21 protein-coding genes and 1 riboswitch are annotated in these 19882 nt (G+C 72.7%); of the genes, 11 read left to right on the top strand and 10 right to left on the bottom strand.

Annotation, left to right across the window (positions count from 1 at the left end; translation table 11 throughout):
- Positions 1 to 9: 9 nt before the first annotated feature.
- The 3 genes from ACIGAQ_RS14050 to ACIGAQ_RS14060 all read left to right on the top strand — a co-directional run bounded on the left by ACIGAQ_RS14050 (position 10) and on the right by ACIGAQ_RS14060 (position 2451).
- Positions 10 to 510: a DUF5304 domain-containing protein gene (locus ACIGAQ_RS14050; RefSeq protein WP_399782430.1), complete on the top strand. Its 501-nt coding sequence runs from the start codon at positions 10 to 12 to the stop codon at positions 508 to 510.
- Positions 511 to 643: 133 nt separating this feature from the next.
- A complete protein-coding gene (locus ACIGAQ_RS14055) occupies positions 644 to 1597 on the top strand; it encodes an ROK family glucokinase (RefSeq protein WP_094052469.1) in 954 nt (317 codons plus the stop codon).
- 107 nt (positions 1598 to 1704) lie between these two features.
- The gene (locus ACIGAQ_RS14060; protein WP_362280385.1) at positions 1705 to 2451 is read left to right on the top strand and encodes an endonuclease/exonuclease/phosphatase family protein; all 747 of its coding nucleotides are present in this window, start codon (positions 1705 to 1707) and stop codon (positions 2449 to 2451) included.
- Here the strand turns inward: ACIGAQ_RS14060 and ACIGAQ_RS14065 are convergent.
- Entirely contained in the window at positions 2448 to 3089 is a 642-nt protein-coding gene (locus tag ACIGAQ_RS14065) for a hypothetical protein (protein WP_399782434.1), read from the bottom strand. The genes ACIGAQ_RS14060 and ACIGAQ_RS14065 overlap by 4 nt on opposite strands.
- Complete coding sequence (locus tag ACIGAQ_RS14070) at positions 3082 to 3879, bottom strand: alpha/beta hydrolase (RefSeq protein WP_399782437.1); 798 nt, start codon at positions 3877 to 3879, stop codon at positions 3082 to 3084. The genes ACIGAQ_RS14065 and ACIGAQ_RS14070 overlap by 8 nt, the downstream gene beginning before the upstream one ends.
- A 202-nt stretch (positions 3880 to 4081) precedes the next feature.
- Between ACIGAQ_RS14070 and ACIGAQ_RS14075 the strand changes: the two genes are divergently transcribed.
- From ACIGAQ_RS14075 to ACIGAQ_RS14090, 4 genes are read left to right on the top strand one after another with little or no spacing between them, the layout of a single operon-like run.
- Positions 4082 to 4876: a lysophospholipid acyltransferase family protein gene (locus tag ACIGAQ_RS14075; RefSeq protein ID WP_399782440.1), complete on the top strand. Its 795-nt coding sequence runs from the start codon at positions 4082 to 4084 to the stop codon at positions 4874 to 4876.
- 27 nt (positions 4877 to 4903) lie between these two features.
- Positions 4904 to 6142, top strand: coding sequence for a MacS family sensor histidine kinase (gene macS / locus ACIGAQ_RS14080; RefSeq protein ID WP_399782442.1), 1239 nt, complete (start codon positions 4904 to 4906; stop codon positions 6140 to 6142).
- Entirely contained in the window at positions 6139 to 6825 is a 687-nt protein-coding gene (locus tag ACIGAQ_RS14085) for a response regulator transcription factor (RefSeq protein ID WP_311687579.1), read from the top strand. The genes macS and ACIGAQ_RS14085 overlap by 4 nt, the downstream gene beginning before the upstream one ends.
- Positions 6826 to 6878: 53 nt before the next feature.
- The gene (locus ACIGAQ_RS14090; RefSeq protein ID WP_311687581.1) at positions 6879 to 7907 is read left to right on the top strand and encodes a 6-phosphofructokinase; all 1029 of its coding nucleotides are present in this window, start codon (positions 6879 to 6881) and stop codon (positions 7905 to 7907) included.
- A 51-nt stretch (positions 7908 to 7958) separates the two neighbouring features.
- Here the strand turns inward: ACIGAQ_RS14090 and ACIGAQ_RS14095 are convergent, their stop codons facing one another.
- On the bottom strand, positions 7959 to 9824 hold the full coding sequence (locus ACIGAQ_RS14095) for an anthranilate synthase family protein (protein ID WP_399782446.1): 1866 nt from the start codon (positions 9822 to 9824) through the stop codon (positions 7959 to 7961).
- Positions 9825 to 9930: 106 nt separating this feature from the next.
- Entirely contained in the window at positions 9931 to 9987 is a 57-nt protein-coding gene (locus ACIGAQ_RS14100; protein ID WP_078625594.1) for a trp operon leader peptide, read from the bottom strand.
- A 96-nt stretch (positions 9988 to 10083) separates the two neighbouring features.
- Here ACIGAQ_RS14100 and ACIGAQ_RS14105 point away from each other — a divergent pair, with 96 nt between their 5' ends.
- Entirely contained in the window at positions 10084 to 11436 is a 1353-nt protein-coding gene (locus tag ACIGAQ_RS14105) for a class II 3-deoxy-7-phosphoheptulonate synthase (RefSeq protein WP_311687585.1), read from the top strand.
- Between the two features lie 148 nt (positions 11437 to 11584).
- Complete coding sequence (locus ACIGAQ_RS14110; RefSeq protein WP_362280398.1) at positions 11585 to 11818, top strand: (2Fe-2S)-binding protein; 234 nt, start codon at positions 11585 to 11587, stop codon at positions 11816 to 11818.
- Positions 11819 to 11840: 22 nt separating this feature from the next.
- Here the strand turns inward: ACIGAQ_RS14110 and bfr are convergent, their stop codons facing one another.
- Positions 11841 to 12317 (bottom strand): bacterioferritin, encoded by a 477-nt coding sequence (gene bfr / locus ACIGAQ_RS14115; protein WP_311687589.1) that lies wholly within the window; start codon positions 12315 to 12317, stop codon positions 11841 to 11843.
- 176 nt (positions 12318 to 12493) lie between these two features.
- Between bfr and ACIGAQ_RS14120 the strand changes: the two genes are divergently transcribed.
- Positions 12494 to 13144: a sulfite oxidase-like oxidoreductase gene (locus ACIGAQ_RS14120; RefSeq protein WP_311687592.1), complete on the top strand. Its 651-nt coding sequence runs from the start codon at positions 12494 to 12496 to the stop codon at positions 13142 to 13144.
- A gap of 5 nt (positions 13145 to 13149) precedes the next feature.
- Here the strand turns inward: ACIGAQ_RS14120 and ACIGAQ_RS14125 are convergent, their stop codons facing one another.
- From ACIGAQ_RS14125 to thiO, 5 genes are all read right to left on the bottom strand, one after another.
- Positions 13150 to 14028 carry a deoxyribonuclease IV gene (locus ACIGAQ_RS14125; RefSeq protein WP_311687594.1) on the bottom strand — a complete coding sequence of 293 codons (879 nt, stop codon included), beginning with the start codon at positions 14026 to 14028 and terminating at the stop codon, positions 13150 to 13152.
- Between the two features lie 57 nt (positions 14029 to 14085).
- Positions 14086 to 16011, bottom strand: coding sequence for a Stk1 family PASTA domain-containing Ser/Thr kinase (gene pknB / locus ACIGAQ_RS14130; RefSeq protein ID WP_399782452.1), 1926 nt, complete (start codon positions 16009 to 16011; stop codon positions 14086 to 14088).
- A gap of 85 nt (positions 16012 to 16096) precedes the next feature.
- Positions 16097 to 16894, bottom strand: a complete 798-nt coding sequence (locus tag ACIGAQ_RS14135; RefSeq protein ID WP_399782455.1) for a thiazole synthase — start codon at positions 16892 to 16894, stop codon at positions 16097 to 16099.
- Positions 16895 to 16896: 2 nt separating this feature from the next.
- On the bottom strand, positions 16897 to 17097 hold the full coding sequence (gene thiS / locus ACIGAQ_RS14140) for a sulfur carrier protein ThiS (protein WP_399782458.1): 201 nt from the start codon (positions 17095 to 17097) through the stop codon (positions 16897 to 16899).
- Complete coding sequence (thiO, locus tag ACIGAQ_RS14145) at positions 17094 to 18263, bottom strand: glycine oxidase ThiO (RefSeq protein ID WP_399782461.1); 1170 nt, start codon at positions 18261 to 18263, stop codon at positions 17094 to 17096. Before thiO ends, thiS begins: the two co-directional genes overlap by 4 nt.
- Positions 18261 to 18372: riboswitch (TPP riboswitch) on the bottom strand. (Overlaps the previous gene by 3 nt.)
- 190 nt (positions 18373 to 18562) lie before the next feature.
- Here thiO and ACIGAQ_RS14150 point away from each other — a divergent pair.
- Positions 18563 to 19804, top strand: a complete 1242-nt coding sequence (locus ACIGAQ_RS14150; RefSeq protein ID WP_362280418.1) for an FAD-dependent oxidoreductase — start codon at positions 18563 to 18565, stop codon at positions 19802 to 19804.
- Positions 19805 to 19882 lie beyond the last annotated feature (78 nt).

A 19882-nucleotide genomic window follows, 5' to 3' on the forward strand; every position in this document is an offset into this window, starting at 1 on the left:
GAGTCCGTCATGAGCGAACAGCTCCCCCCGTCCGGCGACGCCCCCGACGAAGCCGTGGACGAGACGCGGGCGACCGACGCCGACGCCTGGGCGACCGCGTGCGCCGAGGACCTCGAAGCGGAGAAGGCCCGCCGCCGCAGCCGGTACGGCACGCCCCCCGGCTCCGCGGCCGAGGAGCTGAAGAAGTTCGTCGACGCCGTCGCGGACCGGCTCTCCGGCCTGCAGTCCCCGCTGTTCGGCGCGGTCGCGGGGCCGGCCGCCCAGCAGGTCGTGCGGCAGGTCGTCGACCAGGCCAAGGCGGCCGTCGAACCGGTCATCGAGCGCAATCCGGACGTCTTCGACCACCTGGCGGCCGCCGGGAACGAACTGCTCGCCGCCTACCGCTCCGCCGTGCAGGCCCAGGAGCGCCGCTGGACCGGCCGAGACGACCAGGACGACCCGCGCGACCAGGACGAACGCCACGACCCGGGGGACGACGCCGGCCCGGGCGAGCGCATCGACCTCGACTGAGCCCGCGGTCCCCGGCCGAGCGGCCCCGGCGCACCGCCGCCGGAGGGTGCCCACCGAGCGGACGACCGGAACCCGACGGCAGGGCCTCGGGTACCGTTGGCCGTAGCGGGGCTCGACCGAAACTGAGGGATTCATGGGACTCACCATCGGCGTCGACATCGGCGGCACGAAGATCGCGGCCGGCGTGGTCGATGAGGAAGGCAACATCCTCTCGACCCACAAGGTGCCGACCCCGGGTACGCCCGAGGGCATCGTGGACGCCATCGCCTCGGCGGTGGACGGCGCACGCGTCGGACACGACATCGTCGGCGTGGGCATCGGGGCAGCCGGTTACGTCAACCGGCAGCGCTCGGAGGTCTACTTCGCGCCCAACATCCACTGGCGCAACGAGCCGCTCAAGGAGAAGGTCGAGGCCCGCGTGGGCCTCCCGGTGGTCGTCGAGAACGACGCGAACGCCGCCGCGTGGGGCGAGTACAAGTTCGGCGCGGGCAAGGGCCACCGCAACGTCATCTGCATCACGCTGGGCACCGGCCTCGGCGGCGGCATCATCATCGGCAACAAGCTGCGCCGCGGCCACTTCGGCGTGGCCGCCGAGTTCGGCCACATCCGGATGGTGCCGGACGGCCTGCTGTGCGGCTGCGGCTCGCAGGGCTGCTGGGAGCAGTACGCCTCGGGCCGGGCGCTGGTGAGGTACGCCAAGCAGCGCGCCAACGCCACCCCCGAGAACGCCGAGATCCTGCTCGGCCTCGGCAACGGCACGCCCGACGGCATCGAGGGCAAGCACATCTCCATGGCCGCCCGCCAGGGCGACCGCGTGGCCGTCGACTCCTACCGGGAGCTGGCTCGCTGGGTCGGCGCGGGCCTCGCCGACCTCGCCTCCCTCTTCGACCCCTCCGCGTTCATCGTCGGCGGCGGTCTCTCCGACGAGGGCGAACTGGTCCTGGGCCCGATCCGCAAGTCCTACAAGCGCTGGCTGGTGGGCGGCAACTGGCGCCCGGTGGCCGAGGTCCGTGCCGCGGAACTGGGCAACAAGGCGGGCCTGGTCGGCGCCGCCGACCTGGCGAGGGAACCCGACCCGATCATGTAAACGGCGTCAGGACGAGCGCCCGAAGGGGCGCGGGGAACCGCGCGATCAGCCACATGCGACTCGCGCACCGTCCCCGCACCCCGCCCCTTCGGGCGTAAATTGATCACATGTCGCTGCTCCCCAACTCGCGTACCGAACCCGACGGTTCCGCAGTCATCAGGGTCCTCGGCTACAACATCCGCTCGATGCGGGACGACACCGCCGCCCTGGCCCGTGTCATCAGGGCGTGCGAGCCCGACCTGGTCCTCATCCAGGAAGCCCCCCGCTTCTTCCGCTGGCGCAAGAAACTCGCCCGCCTGGCCCTCGCCTCCGACCTGGTGATCGTCACCGGCGGCGCGACCACCACGGGCCCGGCGATCCTCAGCTCGCTCCGGGTGAGCGTCGAACGCACCGAGGACGTCCTCCTGCCCCACACCCCCGGCCTGCACCGCCGCGGCTTCGCCACCGCGGTCGTCCGCGTCGCCGGCGCCCGCCTCGGTGTCCTGAGCTGTCACCTGTCCCTGCAGAAGGACGAGCGTCACGAGCAGGCCGGTCTGCTCCTGGACCGGCTGGCCGGGCTGGGCGTGGAGCACGCGATCGCCGGCGGCGACCTGAACGAACGCCCCGACGGCCCCGCCTTCCGCCGCCTGTCCGGCGCCCTCACCGACTGCCGGGCCGCGGCCCCCTGGGGCGGCGAGCACACCTGGACCCCGGCCGACCCCCACCAGCGCATCGACGCGATCTTCGCGACCGAGGGCATCCGCGTGCTGGGCTGCGGCGTGCCGACGGACCTGCCCGGGGTGACCGGGACAGACCTGAGGGCGGCCACGGACCATCTGCCGGTCCTGGCCGCCCTCCACGTGCCCGCGTCCTAGACGACCGCTCCCCGCCCGGGATCGTCGTCCTCCTCGTCGTCCGTCCGCATCCGCATCACCAGCGTGGCGAACCCGCCGAGGAACCCGCCGATCCCCAGGGTGGTCAGCCACCAGGTCATCTCCCAGCCGAGCAGGACGGCCAGCAGGAGCAGCACCGGCCCGCCGAGCACCCCGAGCCAGGCGAACTTCGCCGTCGGATCGGCGGTCGGCAGCGGCGGCGGCTCCGGCGGCACGAAATGGCCCTCGTCGTCGGCGTCGAAGTCGTCCTCGGTGGGCTCGGGCGCGGTGTAGTCGCGCGGACCCACCCCGGGCGCGAAGGAGACCGAGCCACCCAGCGGCCCGGCCGGCTTGTCCGGCTTGTCGCCCGTGGGCTTGGGCTCCGGCCCGTCCGGCTCCCCGGGCTTGACGGCCTCGGCGGGGGCCGTCCCGGCCTCGGCCGCCGTGTCCACCCGGTCGTCGTTGGTCGGGGACTCCAGCAGCGCGAGATCCTCGACCGACTTGAACGGCTTGGCACCCGGCGGGTCCGGCGGCTCCTCGCCGTACCCCGCGACGATCGCCGCCCAGGCGGCATCCTCGTCGAACGGGACGCCCTTCTCGTCCGGCTCGCGGCCCTCGCGGTCGGAGTCGTGCTCAGCCACCTGTGGTCGTCCCTTCCTTGCCGAGACCGGGCTCCTTGACGAGGCCGGGCGCGAGCCGGCCGATGAACGCGAGGCTCTCCTCGTGGATCCGGTCCGCGTCATGGTCCAACGTGGCCACGTGGTAGCTCTGTTCCAGGATGACCTCCGTCACGTCCGTCGACGAGATGCGGCTGAGCACACGGGCCGAGTCGGCGGGCGGCACGACGTGGTCCTGCGGGCTGCGCAGCAGCAGCACCGGCTGGGTGACCTGGGGCAGTTCCCCGTCGACGATCCGGAAGAACTGCCGCAGGGAGTGCGCCGCGTGCAGCGGCACCCGGTCGTAACCCAGCTCCCGGCTGTCCGGCTTGGCGATGTCACTGGCGATGCCCTTCGTCGCCGGGACGAGGTGGCGGACCACCGGCAGGGCGTGCGCGGCCAGGCCGTGCACCTTGTTCGCCGGGTTGACGACCACCACGCCGCCGACGGCGTCGCCGTGCCGGGCGGCCAGACGCAGGGCCAGGGCGCCGCCCATGGACAGACCGGCCACGAAGACCTTCGCGCGGCGCTCGCACAGCGCGCGCAGCTCGCGGTCCACCTCCGCGTACCAGTCCTGCCAGCCCGTGATCCGCAGGTCCTCCCAGCGGGTGCCGTGCCCGGGCAGCAGCGGCAGCGAGACGGTCAGGCCGTGCTCGGCGAGGTGCTCCGCCCAGGGGCGCAGCGACTGCGGTGAACCGGTGAAACCGTGGCAGAGGAGGACGGCGACCTCCCCGCCCTCGTGGCGAAACGGCTCGGCTCCGGCAAGGACCGGCACCTTCGGCCTCCAGGTCGTGAGAAGGGACGGACACGATCACGGGTGGTCACGGAACGTCATGGAAGGGGTCGCACGTCGTTCGCGGGACCTTCACCGTACGCGACCGCACTGACACCGACCAGGGCCGTCGGCGCCTTTGACGGCGCTCCGGGTTAAGGTCTGACCGACACATACAGGAGGCACTCGGTTGTTGTACGGCGCGATGAAGGTCGCTGTGGGGGGACCGCTCAAGGTCGCCTTCAGGCCCTGGGTGGAAGGCCTGGAGAACGTCCCCGCCGAGGGGGCCGCGATCCTGGCGAGCAACCACCTGTCGTTCTCCGACTCGTTCTTCCTGCCCGCGGTGCTGGACCGCAAGGTCACGTTCATCGCGAAGGCCGAGTACTTCACCACGCCCGGCGTGAAGGGCCGGCTGACGGCCGCCTTCTTCAGGGGAGTCGGGCAGCTGCCCGTGGACCGCTCCGGTGCGCGCGGCGCGGGTGAGGCCGCCATCAGGAGCGGCATCGAGGTGCTGGAGCGCGGCGAGCTGTTCGGGATCTACCCGGAGGGCACGCGCTCGCCCGACGGCCGGCTCTACCGGGGCAAGCCGGGCGGCCTCGCGCGCGTGGCGCTCGCGACCGGCGCCCCCGTCATCCCGGTCGCCATGATCGACACGGAGAAGATCCAGCCGCCCGGCAAGGTGATGCCCAAGCTGATGCGGCCCGGCATCCGCATCGGCAAGCCGCTGGACTTCAGCCGCTACCAGGGCATGGAGCACGACCGCTTCGTGCTGCGCGCGGTGACCGACGAGGTCATGTACGAGATCATGAAGCTCTCCGGCCAGGAGTACGTCGACATGTACGCGACGGCCATGAAGCGGCAGCTCGCGGAGGCGGCGAAGGCGGAGAAGGAAGCCGACAAGGCGGCCAAGGCCGCGCTCGCGCGGGCGGAGAAGGAACAGGCCGAGAAGGAAAAGGCCAAGAAGGACCAGCAGACCGGGGAGTCGCGGACCGAGCCCTAGCCGGGGGCGGTCCGGGGGGTGGGGGACATGGCCGGACGCGAGCGCGTGATGAGGATGTCGGTCGAGCAGCCGCTGTGGCGTGCGCTCACGGGCTACCGGGTGCTCACGATGCTGTACGCGGTCGGCCTCTTCGCCACCGCCCACGAGGAGTTCACCCGCCCCTGGGTCGCCGTCGCCTACTTCGCCGTGCTGGCCGCCTGGACCGTGGCCACGCTGCCCCGGGTCGCGAACGCCGCCCGCTGCACCAAGGGGTTCCTCGCCGCCGACCTGACCGTCGCCCTCACGGGCATCCTGCTCACGCCCGTCGCCGACGCGCACGAGCGGGTCCAGTCCGGCGGCCCGACCCTGCCGTCGATATGGACGGCCGGTGCCGTCCTGGCCTTCGCCATCAAGGGCGGCTGGCGCTGGGCGGCCCTCGCCTCCGGCCTCGTGGCCGTCGCCAACCTGATCGAGCGCGGCAGCCCGGCCCGCGACACCGTCCACAACGTGATCCTGGTCTGCATCGCCTCCATCGCCATCGGCTACGTCGTCGAGGTCGCCCGCGCCTCCGAGCGCACCCTCGCCCGCGCCCTGGAGATCGAGGCCGCGACACGGGAACGGGAGCGCCTGGCCCGGGACATCCACGACAGCGTCCTCCAGGTGCTGGCGATGGTGCAGCGGCGCGGGGCGGTGATCGGCGGCGAGGCAGCCGAACTGGGCCGGATGGCGGGCGAGCAGGAGGTCGCGCTGCGCACCCTGGTCTCCGGCGGTCTGGTACCCGTCTCCCGGGTCTCGGAGGACGCCGCCGAGGGCGCGCTCGTCCGGGCGGTCGAGGACGGACCGGACGGGGAGGAACCGGCCGGCGGCTCCGTCGACCTGCGCGCCCTGCTCGCGCCGTACGCGGGAGCCAGGGTCAGCCTGGCCGAACCGGGCGCGCCCGTGCCGCTGGCGCCGGCCGCCGCCCGGGAGCTGGCCGCCGCGGTCGGGGCCGCCCTGGACAACGTCCGCAAGCACGCCGGGGAGCAGGCGCGCGCCTGGATCCTGGTCGAGGACGAACCGGACGAGGTGATCGTCACCGTCCGGGACGACGGGCCCGGCATCCCGGAGGGGCGGCTGGCCCAGGCCGAGGGCGAGGGGCGGCTCGGCGTCGCCCTGTCGATCCGCGGCCGGCTGCGCGACCTCGGCGGCAGCGCGGAACTGATCTCGGTGCCGGGCCAGGGCACCGAGGTCGAACTGAAGGTACCGAAGGACGTGACGGACGCACGGGGGAAGGCGGAGCGGCGATGACGCACAGCGGTGGGGACCGGGACCCGGTCAAGGTCATGGTGGTCGACGACCACCCCATGTGGCGCGACGCGGTCGCCCGCGACCTGGGCGAGTCGGGCTTCGAGGTGGTCGCGACCGCCGGCGACGGCGAGCAGGCCGTGCGCCGCGCCAAGGCCGCCGCCCCGGACGTGCTGGTGCTCGACCTGAACCTGCCCGGCAAGCCCGGCGTCCAGGTCTGCAAGGAGGTCGTGGCCGCGAACCCGGCGCTGCGCGTGCTGGTGCTGTCCGCGAGCGGCGAGCACGCCGACGTCCTGGAGGCGGTGAAGTCCGGTGCCACGGGCTATCTGCTGAAGTCCGCCTCCACCGAGGAGCTGCAGGACGCGGTCCGCCGCACGGCCGTCGGCGACCCGGTCTTCACGCCCGGCCTGGCCGGACTGGTCCTCGGCGAGTACCGCCGCCTCGCCTCCGAACCCGCCCCGGCCCCCGACACCGACGAACCCAAGGCGCCCCGGCTCACCGACCGCGAGACCGAGGTGCTGCGCCTGGTCGCCAAGGGCCTGAGCTACAAGCAGATCGCCGAGCGCCTGGTCATCTCGCACCGCACGGTGCAGAACCACGTCCAGAACACCCTCGGCAAGCTCCAGTTGCACAACCGCGTCGAACTGGTCAGGTACGCGATCGAGCGCGGCCTCGACGACGAGTGAGAGGCACGTCACACTGACCCTTCGTCAGGCACCTGCGGCGAAGGGACTGTTCCATGCGCGTCGGAGTACTGACCGGAGGCGGCGACTGCCCCGGCCTCAACGCCGTCATCCGGGCCGTCGTCCGCAAGGGCGTACAGGAGTACGGCTACGACTTCACCGGCTTCCGGGACGGCTGGCGAGGACCCCTGGAGAACGCCACCGTCCCCCTCGACATCCCGGCGGTGCGCGGCATCCTGCCCCGCGGCGGCACGATCCTCGGCTCCTCGCGGACCAATCCGCTGAAGGAGGAGGACGGCATCCGCCGGATCAAGGAGAACCTCGCCCGGCTGGAGGTCGAGGCGCTCATCGTGATCGGCGGGGAGGACACCCTGGGCGTGGCCGCCCGCCTGTCCGACGCGCACGGCGTGCCCTGCGTGGGCGTGCCGAAGACCATCGACAACGACCTGTCGGCCACCGACTACACCTTCGGCTTCGACACCGCGGTCGGCATCGCCACCGAGGCCATCGACCGGCTGCACACCACCGCCGAGTCCCACATGCGGGTCCTGGTCGTCGAGGTGATGGGCCGGCACGCCGGCTGGATCGCCCTGCACTCGGGCCTGGCCGGCGGGGCCAACGTCATCCTCATCCCCGAGCAGCGCTTCGACGTCGAGCAGGTGTGCGACTGGGTGACCTCCCGTTTCCGGGCCTCGTACGCGCCGATCGTCGTCGTCGCCGAGGGCGCCATGCCGAAGGACGGCGACATGGTCCTCAAGGACCAGTCCCTCGACTCCTTCGGGCACGTCCGGCTGTCCGGGGTCGGGGAGTGGCTCGCCAAGGAGATCGAGAAGCGCACGGGCAAGGAGGCCCGCACCACCGTCCTGGGGCACGTCCAGCGCGGCGGCACCCCCAGCGCGTTCGACCGCTGGCTCGCCACCCGCTTCGGCCTGCACGCCATCGACTGCGTCCGCGACGGGGCCTTCGGCACGATGGTCGCCCTGCGCGGCACCGACATCGTCCGCGTCCCGCTCGCGGACGCCACGGCCCGTCTGAAGACGGTGGACCCCACGCTGTACGACGAGGTCGGTGTCTTCTTCGGCTGACCGCGGGGCCGCGGTGCCGGCCGGGACCGCACGGCCCCGGCCGGCACCGGGTCAGGCCGAGGGCGCGCCCGTGCCCCGCAGCTGCCCCACCAGGTCCCGCACCACCCGAGCCCCGTTCAGCGTCAGCACCGACTCGGGATGGAACTGCACACCGGCGAACCCGGGCCCGCGCAGCGCGTGCACCTCACCGTTCGCGGCACGGGAGACCTCGACCCCGTGGGCCGAGAGCCCGGCGGCCGTCCCGTCGTCACAGCGGGCCACGTAGCTGTTGTAGAACCCGACGGTCTCCCGCCGCCCGAACAGGTCGATCTCCGTCTGCGCCCCCTGGTACGGCACCTCCTTGCGCACGATGTCCAGACCCAGCTCGGCGGCGATCAGCTCGTGGCCGAGGCAGACGCCCAGCACGCCCTGCCGCTCCGCCCGGATCACCTCGGCGCTCAGGGAGCGCAGGAACCGCATCTTCGGATCGGCCAGATCGGACGGATCGCCCGGCCCGGGGCCCAGCACCACCGTTCCCTCGTGCCCGAGCACCGCCTCCCGCAGCCCCGGTTCGTCGTACCGCCGCACGCTCACCTCCAGGCCGCCGGAGCGCAGCACGTGCGCGAGCATCGCCGTGAAGGTGTCCTCCCCGTCGACGACCAAGGCGTGCCCGGCGAGTTCCGGGGACCGCTCCTGCATCCGCAGCCAGAACGGCGCGAGCGAGGCCCGGCGCCCGTCCAGCGCGGCCCGCACGCGGGGATCGTCGGCGAGCCGCACGCGCGCGTGCGCGGCACGCGGCGGCGACGGCCGTACGCCCAGGGCCGCCAGTACACCGGCCGCCTTGGCGTGGGTCTCCGCGACCTCGCCCGCCGGGTCCGAGCCGCGCACCAGGGTCGCGCCGACCGGCACCCGCAGCCGCCCGTCGGCACGGATGTCGGCGGTGCGGATGAGGATGGGCGAGTCGAGGGTCTGGGCGCCTCCCGCGTCCCGGCCGACGAGGGCCAGCGCTCCGGCGTAGTAGCCCCGGCCGCCCCGCTCGTGCCGCTCGATGACCCGGCAGGCGTTCTGCATCGGCGACCCGGTCACGGTCGCCGCGAAGAGGGTCTGCCGCAGCACCTCCCGCACGTCCAGCGAGGACCGGCCGCGCAGCTCGTACTCGGTGTGCGCGAGGTGGGCCATCTCCTTCAGCCGGGGCCCGACGACGACCCCGCCCATGTCACCGACGGTGCACATCATCTTGAGCTCCTCGTCGACGACCATCGACAGCTCCTCGATCTCCTTGCCGTCGGCGAGGAAGTCCAGCAGGTGCTCCGGGGTCGGCCCCTCGGCGGGATAGCGGTAGGTGCCGCTGATCGGGTTCATGACGACGGTGCCGCCGGACATCCGCACGTGCACCTCGGGGCTCGCTCCCACCAGGGTCCGCTCCCCGGTGTGCACCACGAACGTCCAGTACGCGCCCCGCTCGCCCTCCAGCAGCCGCCGGAACAGCGCCAGGGCGTCGGCCCGCCCGAACCCGGGGATCTCGCCCTCGTACGTCCGGCGGATCACGAAGTTGGCGCCCTCGCCCCGGCCGATCTCCTCCTCCAGCACGCGCCCGACGATCCGCGCGTACTCCTCGTCGGGGAGGTCGAAGCCCCCGTCGTCGACGCGCACGTCGTGCGCCGGAAGCTGCTCCAGGGCCTCGGCCAGCGGGACGGTGAACGACTCCTGGGGCGTGAGCGCCAGCAGGGGCGTGCCGTCGTCGCGGACGTCGAAGCCGCGCTCGCGGATCTGCCGGAAGGGCACGAGCGCGAGGCTCTCGTCGGGGAGGTCGGCCAGCCGCTCGTGGGTGGCGACCGGGCCGATCAGGACCTCGACCAGCTCGTGGTCGTGGCCCGGGGTACGGCGGCGCAGCAGGGCGAACGGACGGGTGTCGTCCGGCAAGCCGAGCAGGTTCATGGGTCCGTGCTCCTTCTCAGAGGGACTCGGAGGGAGAGGAACGGACCCCGGAAAACACCGAAGGCCGCCCCTCGGGCGGCCTTCGCGAAGTCTCGAGTACGCGCAGTCAGCGGGCCGCCGGATGAGCGGTCCACCACCAGGTCTGGGTCGAGTGCGCGAACATGCCGGGCACCTTACCCCATGTCCGAGGGGTGTACGCGGTGTCTCAATGGATGGGCATGGGTCTGGACCCCCGACCCGACCCCGTAGTGTTGAGGCCGTGACCGTGAACGCTAAGACCAGCGCGAGTGCTGGCAACACCTGGCGAGACCTGCCCGCGGCGCAGCAGCCCGAGTACCCCGACACCGAGGCTCTGCGCGCAGTGATCGCGGACCTCGAGTCGTATCCGCCGCTCGTCTTCGCGGGCGAGTGCGACCAGCTGCGCGCCCGGATGGCGGCCGTCGCCAAGGGAGAGGCGTTCCTCCTCCAGGGCGGCGACTGCGCCGAGGCCTTCGACGCGGTGTCCGCGGACCACATCCGCAACAAGCTGAAGACCCTGCTCCAGATGGGCGCCGTGCTCACGTACGCCGCGTCCGTGCCGGTCGTGAAGGTCGGCCGGATCGCCGGCCAGTACTCCAAGCCGCGCTCCAAGCCGACCGAGACCCGCGACGGCGTGACGCTGCCGACCTACCGCGGCGACTCCGTCAACGGCTTCGACTTCACCGAAGAGGCCCGCGTCCCGGATCCCGAGCGGCTGAAGCGGATGTACCACGCCTCCGCCTCCACGCTGAACCTGGTGCGCGCCTTCACCACCGGCGGTTACGCCGACCTGCGCCAGGTCCACGCCTGGAACCAGGACTTCGTGAAGTCGTCCCCGTCCGGGCAGCGCTACGAGCAGCTCGCCCGCGAGATCGACAACGCGCTGAACTTCATGCACGCCTGCGGGGCCGACCCGGAGGAGTTCAAGACCGTCGAGTTCTTCTCCTCGCACGAGGCGCTGCTGCTCGACTACGAGTCCGCCCTCACCCGGGTCGACTCGCGCACCGGGCAGCTCTACGACGTCTCCGCGCACATGGTGTGGATCGGCGAGCGCACCCGGCAGCTGGACCACGCGCACATCGAGTTCGCGTCGAGGATCCGCAACCCGATCGGCATCAAGCTGGGTCCGACGACCACGGCCGAGGACGCGATGCAGTACATCGAGCGCCTCGACCCGGAGCGTGAGCCCGGCCGGCTGACGTTCATCGTCCGCATGGGCGCCGACAAGGTCCGCGACAAGCTCCCCGAGCTGGTCGAGAAGGTCACCGCCTCCGGCGCGACCGTGGCCTGGGTGACCGACCCGATGCACGGCAACACCTTCGAGGCGGCCTCCGGGCACAAGACCCGCCGCTTCGACGACGTGCTCGACGAGGTCAAGGGCTTCTTCGAGGTCCACAAGGCGCTCGGCACGCACCCGGGCGGCATCCACGTGGAGCTCACCGGCGACGACGTCACCGAGTGCGTGGGCGGCGGCGACGAGATCTTCGTCGACGATCTGCACCAGCGCTACGAGACGGCCTGCGACCCGCGGCTCAACCGCAGCCAGTCGCTCGACCTGGCCTTCCTCGTCGCCGAGATGTACAGGGACCAGTAACGGGTCCGCCTGTTACAGGGCATCGTCTGGGGCGCGGATCACACCGGATCCGCGCCCCTCTCGACTTTTGCGCCTCCCACCCGGCGGGTAAGGTTAGGTTTGCCTCACCGATCAACGGGACGGCATCAGAGAACGACCCCGTCGGGAGGTGAACCGCGTGTACGTCTGCAGTTGCTTCGGGATCACCGAGCAGCAGGTCAAGCAGCACGCGGACAGCGGCGCCTGCACCCCCCGCCAGATAGCCTCCGCCTGCAAGGCGGGCACGGACTGCGGGTCGTGCGTGCGCCGGATCCAGGCCATCCTGGGCCGGGGTGCCTGCCCGCGCCGTGAGCTCGCCGACAAGGGCGAGCCGGTGCTCGCGGAGCTGGAGGACGCCGCCTGACGGCGGGCCTCGTCTCCTCCTGCTAGCTCGGCTGCTCGATCTGCTGGGCGATGTACAGCGCCTCACCGAGCTTGTCGATCAGCTCCAGCTGCGTGTCCAGGTAGTCGATGTGGTGCTCCTCGTCGGCGAGGATCTCCTCGAAGAGGTTCGCGGACGTGACGTCGCCCTTGCTGCGCATCACCTCGATGCCGCGCCTGAGGCGGTCGATGGCCTCGACCTCGACCTGCCGGTCGGCCTGGAACATCTCGGTGACCGTCTGGCCGACCCGGACGTGGAAGAGCCGCTGGTAGTTGGGCAGCCCGTCCAGCATGAGGATGCGCTCGGTGATCTTGTCCGCGTGCTTCATCTCGTCGATGGATTCTTCACGCGTGTACTTGGCGAGCTTGGTCCAGCCTTTGTTGTCCTGGATCCGGTAGTGCAGCCAGTACTGGTTGATCGCCGTCAGCTCGCCGGTCAACTGCTCGTTCAGGAATTCGAGGACCTCGGGGTCGCCCTGCATCGCAGAGGCTCCTTCCAACGCGGGGGGAACTGGCAGGTTGCGCCGCATGATTCCACCGTCGGCGAAGATCGTCCAGTAAGTCTTCACTTAGTAAGTAAGGGCATGCTTAGTGCCGATTGACCGTTTTGCGGTGGCCCGGGTCGGGGGCATCACCCGAGGTCTGTCAGGATGGAGTCATGGGTCAGCCGCTGGGACACGCATCGGGAGAAGGGCGCGACGCGGCAGGAGAGACGCAGAGCGGGCTTCCCCCGGGGCAGCGGGTGCAGCGCGGCTGGCCGGTCACGCACTACGGGCCCGTCCCCAAGTTCCGGCCCGAGCGCTGGGAGTTCCGGGTCTTCGGGGCCACCGCCGACGGCGCCAAGCACTGCTGGAGCCACGAGGAGTTCACGGCCCTGCCCCACACCAGCGTCGTGGCCGATCTGCACTGCGTCACGAAGTTCAGCATGCTGGGCGCCGAGTGGGGCGGCATCCCCGCCCGCACGATCCTCGACCTCGCCCCTCCCGCGGACGACGTCACCCATGTGATGGTGTGGGCCGAGTACGGCTTCAGCTCCAACCTCCGGCTGTCGGACTTCGCCGACGAGCGGGTCCTGTTCGCCACCCACAAGGACGGCGAACTCCTCACCGCCGAGCACGGCTTCCCGCTCCGCCTGATCGTGCCCCACCTGTACGCCTGGAAGGGCCCCAAGTGGGTGCGCGGCGTGGAGTACATGACCGCCGACCGGCGCGGTTTCTGGGAGGAGCGCGGCTACCACAACATCGGCGACCCGTGGCGCGAGCAGCGCTACTCCTACCAGGAGGAACCGGGCGACGGCCCCGACCTCTGAGGGCGTCAGGCGTCGCGCAGCTTCTTCAGCCGCTCCACGTCCCCGGCGTGCCCCTCCTTGCCGCCCGGCGTCTCGATGATCAGTGGTACGCCTTCGGTCGCGGGGTGCGTCATCAGGGCCCGGAACGGGTCCTCGCCGATGTGGCCGACGCCGATGTTCTCGTGCCGGTCCTTGTGGGCGCCCACCACGTCCTTGGAGTCGTTGGCGTGGATCAGCTTCAGCCGTCCCTCGCCGACCGTGTCCACCAGCAGGTCCAGCGTCTGGTGCATCCCGCTCGGGCCCGTCAGGTCGTGCCCCGCCGCGAAGATGTGGCAGGTGTCCAGGCACACGCCCAGCATCGGATGGGCGTCCAGCGCCTCGAAGTACGGGCCGAAGTCCCACGTCCGCGAGCACAGGGAGGCGCCCTGGCCGGCCGTCGACTCCAGCAGCAGGTACGGGTCGTCGTCGTGGGTCAGCTCGTCGAGCAGCGGCAGCAGGTGCTCACGCACCTGCTTCAGCGCCACGGACCGGTCCCGGCCGCCGGTCGCGCTGCCCGTGTGCACCACCACGCCCCGCGCCCCGATCGCCCGTCCCCGCCGCAGTGAGTGCCGCAGCGACTCCACCGACCGCTCCACGGTCGCCTCGGTGTGCGAGCCGAAGTTGATCAGGTAGGGGGCGTGCACGTACGCCGGGACCGACTCGGCCTCGCACGCCGCGCGGAACGCCTCGTCCTGCTGCGGGTTCCCGGCCGGTGTGGCCCAACCGCGCGGGTTGGCGACGAAGACCTGGACGGTCTCCGCCCGCAGATCACGGGCGTAGGACAGGCCGATGCGGTGGAGGCCACCGGCGACGGGGACGTGGCCGCCGACGGGGTTGCGGGTGCGGCCGGACAGCTGATGGTTCACCCGTTCAGGGTGTCATGCCCCCGGCCGTGCCCCGTCCACGGGCCGTGCGCCCGGCCGTCACCTGATCTCGATCGTGATCGTCGAGCCCTTGGGCGCCGTCTCGCCGCCCTCGACCGACTGGCCCTTGACGGTGTCGCCGAACAGGCCGAGCAGACCGCGGTCCTCGTCGACCTGGAACCCGGCGCCCTCCAGGGCCTGCCGGGCCTCGTCGACGCTGTCGCCGACCACGTCCGGCACCTCGATCATCTCGGGGCCCTTGGACAGCGTCAGCGTGACCGTGTCGCCCTCGGCCACCCGGCCTCCGGCGTTCGGGCTCTGCTTCACGACCTGGCCCTTGTCGAACTCGGAGGAGGTGACCCGCTCGGTGGCGATGCGCACCTTCAGGCCGGCGTCCTCCAGCTCGGCCCGGGCGTCGGCCTCGTCGTCACCGGTGACGTCGGGGACGTCGATCGGGCTGCCCTTGCTGACGACGAGCGCGACGGCCGTGCCCGCGCGCACCTTCGTACCGTCCGCCGGCCGCGCCGAGACCACCGAGCCGCGCGGCACGTCCTCGCTGAACGCGCGGGTGACCATGCCCGGCTCCAGCCCGTCCTGCTTCAGCAGGGACCGGGCCTCGGCCAGCTTCCGGCCGGCCAGGGCGGGCACCCGCACGGTCTCGGGGCCGTCCGAGACGGTGATGCCCACCGCGTCGTTGCCGCGGATGCGCGTCCCGGCCTCCGGGTCGCTGCCGATGATCCGGCCGCGCTCGACGGTGTCGCTGTGGGCGTGCTCGACCTTGCCGAGCTCCAGGCCGGCGTCCGCCAGCCGGTCCTCGGCCTGGGCCTGGGTCTTGTCCAGCAGCGGGGGGACCTCGGTGAACTGGCCCGAGTTGATGTACCAGATGCCCGTGCCGAGGCCGAGCACCAGCAGGACGGCGACCACGATCGTCATCGGGCCGCGCCGGGATCCCGAGCGGGGCGGGGGCGGCGGCGGGGAGGCGAGGCGGCTCGTGCGGTGGTGCTCCGCCCCGGGCGGCTCGTCCTCGTGCACCGGCAGGGGGCGCGGTGTGGTCAGGGCGCGCGGGATCACGCTCGTGCGGTCGTCCGCGTTGTCGTGTCCGGCCGCGAGCGCCTGGGGCGGTACCGCGTCCAGCTGCTCCTCGCTCAGCCGGCCGCGCCCGTCCCGGACCAGCGCGAGCAGGGCCACCGCGTCGTAGGGGCGGATCTCCGGCGTGCGCGCGGTCGCCGAGGCCACCATCTCGTCCAGCTCGTAGGCCAGGCCGGGGACGGCGGCCGAGGGCGGCGGGACGTCCTCGTGCAGGTGCTTGTAGAGGATCACGGCCGGGGAGTCCCCGTCGTGCGGCTTGTCGCCGGTCAGCATCTCGTACAGCATCACGCCGCACGCGTAGACGTCGACCCGGGGGTCCGCCGTGCCGTTCTCTATCTGCTCGGGGGCCAGGTACGAGACCGTGCCCAGCACCGTGCCGGTGGTGTTGGTCACCGTGTCCACCGCGCGGACGAGGCCGAAGTCGGCGACCTTGACCCGGCCGTCGTCCCCTATCAGGACGTTCTCGGGCTTCATGTCGCGGTGCACGAACCCGGCGCGGTGCGCGGCGCCCAGGGCGGCCAGCACCGGCTCCAGGATGTCCAGGGCGGCCCGCGGCTGCAGCGCCCCGCGCTCGCGCAGCACGTCACGCAGCGTGCAGCCCGCGACGTACTCCATGGCCAGGTAGACGTACGAGCCGTCGGTGCCCTGGTCGAAGACCTGCACCACGTTCGGGTGGGCCAGCCGGGCGACCGACTTCGCCTCGCGGATGAACCGCTCGACGAACGAGGCGTCGACCGCGAGGGAGGGGTGCATCACCTTGAGCGCGAGGACCCGGTCGAGGCGGGTGTCCACGGCCCGGTAGACCGTGGCCATCCCGCCGACCGCGATCCGCGCGTCGACGCGGTACCGGCCGTCGAGCACCTGCCCGACCAAGGGGTCCTGAAGGGTCGTGTCCACGCAGGGGAGTCTACGAGCCACGACCGACAGCCCCGTCCCCCCGGCGGATTCGGGGCGGGACTGCAGCCGTCCTGTGACGTGTCCCCTACTGGAAGGTTGGACGCTCGGGATCCAGCGCGGCCAGGCCCTCCGCCGGCGACGACGCCTGCGCGAAATGCCGCCGCGGGATCCGCCCCGCCCGGTGGGCCAGCCGCCCCGCCTCCACGGCATGCCGCATGGCGTCGGCCATCAGCACCGGCTCCTGCGCCCGGGTCACCGCCGAGGCGAGCATCACACCCGCGCACCCCAGCTCCATCGCCAGCGCCGCGTCCGAGGCCGTCCCGGCTCCCGCGTCCAGGATCACCGGCACGCGCGCGTGCTCGACGATCAGCTGGAAGTTGTGCGGGTTGCGGATGCCGAGCCCGGAGCCGATGGGCGAGCCGAGCGGCATGACCGCCGCGCAGCCCACGTCCTCCAGTCTGCGGGCCAGTACGGGGTCGTCGTTGGTGTACGGCAGCACCGTGAAACCGTCGTCGACCAGCGTCTCGGCCGCCTCCAGCAGCTCGATCGGGTCGGGCAGCAGCGTGCGCTCGTCGGCGATGACCTCCAGCTTGATCAGGTCGGTGCCGAGGGCCTCGCGCGCGAGCCGGGCCGTGAGGACGGCCTCGCCGGCGGTGAAGCAGCCCGCGGTGTTGGGCAGCACCCGGATGCCGAGCCGGTCGAGGACGGACAGCACCGAGCCGTGCACCGAGGGGTTCACGCGGCGCATCGCGACCGTCGTCAGCTCCGTGCCGGACGCCACCAGCGACCGCTCCAGCACGTCGAGGCTGGGCGCCCCGCCCGTGCCCATGATCAGACGGGAGGTGAGGGACAGGTCCCCGAGGACGAACGGATCGTCGGCCATGGTCAGCCTCCTTGGACGGCGGTCAGGACTTCCACGCGGTCTCCCTCGGAGAGGGGCGTGGAGGGCCACTGCGTGCGCGGGACGACGGTCTCGTTGAGGGCGGCGGCCACTCCCGAGGACGACGTGGTGAGCGACTTCACGACGGTGTCGAGAGCCGTGCCGGGCCGGACGTCCCGGGGCTGACCGTTGACGGAGATGTTCATGCGGGCTGCTCCGTGAGTGCGGTGGCGGTACTGAAGCGCCTGGGGGTGAAGGGGCGGGCCTCCTCGGGGAGTTCACCCGTGGTGAGGGCGTGCGCCAAGGCGTCGCCGGTCACCGGCGTGAGCAGCACGCCGTTGCGGTGGTGCCCGGTGGCCAGCAGCAGGCCGTCCAGGCCGGCCGGGCCGAGCAGGGGCGCGTTGTCGGGGGAGCCGGGGCGCAGTCCGGCACGGGTCTCGGTGAGCGGCAGCTCGGTGATCCCGGGGACCAGCTCGTGCGCGTCGCGCAGCAGCTCGTACACGCCACCCGCGGTCACGGTGGTGTCCCAGCCGAGCTCCTCGCTGGTCGCCCCGACGACCAGCTCCCCGCTCTCGCGCGGCACCAGGTAGACGTGGCTGCCGCGCACGACGGCGCGCACGGTCCGGTTCAGGAACGGCCCGTGCCGCCCCGGCATGGCCAGCCGCAGGACCTGCCCCTTCACGGGCCGTACGGGAGGCAGGACCTCCTGCGGGACCCCGGCCAGGCGGCCGCTCAGGCTGCCCCCGGCCAGGACGACCTGCCCGGCGGCCAGTCCGGTGCCGTCGGCCGTGACGGCACCGGTGGCCCGGTCCCCGGTCACGGTGAGCCGCTCGGCCCACACCCGGTGGAAGACCACCCCGGCCCGCTCGCACGCGGCGACCAGCGCCCCGGCCAGCCGCCGGGGGTCGATCTGGTGATCCCCGTCCACCCGCAGGCCCCCGCGCACGCCCGGCGCGAGCATCGGCTCCAGGCGCCGACACTCGCGCCCCGACAGCCACTGGGAGTCCAGCCCCGACTGCTGCTGCAGGGCGTGCAGCTCGCGCAGGTGGGCCCGGTCGTCGGCGTCCAGGGCCACGGCGAGGGTGCCGCAGCGGCGGTAGCCGAGGTCGTGGCCGGTCAGCTCGGTGAGCTCGGCCGCGAAGTCCGGGTAGCGCCGGGCGGAGGCGAGGTTCAGGCCGAGCAGGGTCTGCTCGCCGTAGTGCAGTTCCGTGACGGCGGCCAGCATCCCCGCCGCCACCTGCGCGGCACCGCCGCCCGGCTCGGGGTCCACCACCGCCGTGGCGAGTCCGCGCTGCGCGGCCCGCCAGGCCGTGACCAGCCCGATGATCCCGCCCCCGATGACGAGGACGTCTGAGGTTCGCGTACGCGACATGGGCGTCCAGCCCCTCCCTTCGCCGGCATGACCCGGATCAGGTTCGTACGGTCGGAGGCCGCCAGCCTCCCTCTCAGCCCGGTGCGTCCGGGCTCCCGCGAGTCTCTGCGGGGCCACCCTAGCGGGACCCCGCGGGGTGCGGTAAGGGAGCCTCCGTGCGGAACCGGCCACGGTGCCGTCGTACACCGGCCGTTTGCGGGTATCCGGAATGACGGACCCGGGCGGCGGGCCGGCGCTGTGGAGCAGGTCACGGCGCATGGGCACTGACTGACGAAACGTCAGTTGACTATGGTGATCAGGTGAGCGAGCAGACGCAGGACTCAGGGTCGTCCGCGCCGCGGCGCGTGGTCGTGGCGGGCGCGGGCATGGCCGGTGTGCAGACCGCGGTCGCGCTGCGGGAGCGGGGCTTCGCCGGCACGGTGCTGCTGATCGGCGCCGAGCCCCACCAGCCCTACGACCGGCCGCCGTTGTCCAAGGCCGTCCTGCTCGGCAAGTCCGAGGGCTCCGCCTTCGACGTCGACTTCGAGGCCCTCGGCATCGAACTGCGGCTCGGCTGCGAGGTGCTGGGCGTGCGCCCCGGCGATCACGCACTGGACACCGAGGACGGGCCCGTGCCCTACGACGTCCTGGTCGTGGCCACCGGCGCCGAACCGGTCCGGCTGCCCGGCGCGGAGGGCGTGCCCGGCGTGCACCTGCTGCGCACCCTGGACGACGCCGAGCGGCTGCGCCCGGTCCTCGCCCGCCAGCACGACATCGTGGTCGTCGGCGCGGGCTGGATCGGCGCGGAGTTCGCCACCGCCGCGCGCGAGGCGGGCTGTGCGGTGACCGTGGTGGAGGCCGCCGAACGGCCGCTCGCCGGGGCGCTGCCCGCCGAGGTCGCCGCCCCGATGGCCGGCTGGTACGGCGACGCGGGAGCGGTGCTGCGCACCCACGCGCGCGTGGAGCGCGTCGAGCCCGGCGCGGTCCTGCTCGACGACGGTGCGCGGCTGCCCGCGGGCGCGGTCGTGGTCGGCATCGGCGCCCGCCCGGCGACGGCCTGGCTCGCCGGTTCCGGGATCGAGCTCGGCGCCCACGGCGAGGTCGTGGCCGACGCGCACCTGCGCACGTCCGTGCCGGACGTGTACGCCGTCGGCGACTGCGCCTCCTTCCCGTCGGGGCGCTACGGCGAGCGGCTGCTGGTGCACCACTGGGACAACGCCCTCCAGGGCCCGCGCACCGTCGCCGCGAACATCGTCGGCCGGGCCACGGGCGAGACGCCGGCGGTCTACGACCCGGTCCCGTACTTCTGGTCCGAGCAGTTCGGCCGGTTCGTGCAGTACGCCGGGCACCACGCGGACGCCGACACGACCCTGTGGCGCGGCGACCCCTCCGGCCCGGCGTGGACGGTGTGCTGGCTGCGCGGCGAGCGGCTGGTCGCCCTGCTGGCGGTGGGCCGCCCCCGCGACCTGGCGCAGGGGCGCCGTCTGATCGAGTCGGGCACGGTGATGAACCCGGTGCTGCTGGCGGACCCGGCCCGGCCGATGAAGGCGGCGGTGGCCTAGCCGGGGCGGGCGTCCGCGCCCGGCGCGTCCGCCCGGGTGGACCGGGCCGACTTCCGACTGTCAGTGGCGGATGGCAGG

Origin of the sequence: Streptomyces sp. NPDC085932 (assembly GCF_044540525.1) — a bacterium.
GTDB lineage: Bacteria > Actinomycetota > Actinomycetes > Streptomycetales > Streptomycetaceae > Streptomyces > Streptomyces levis.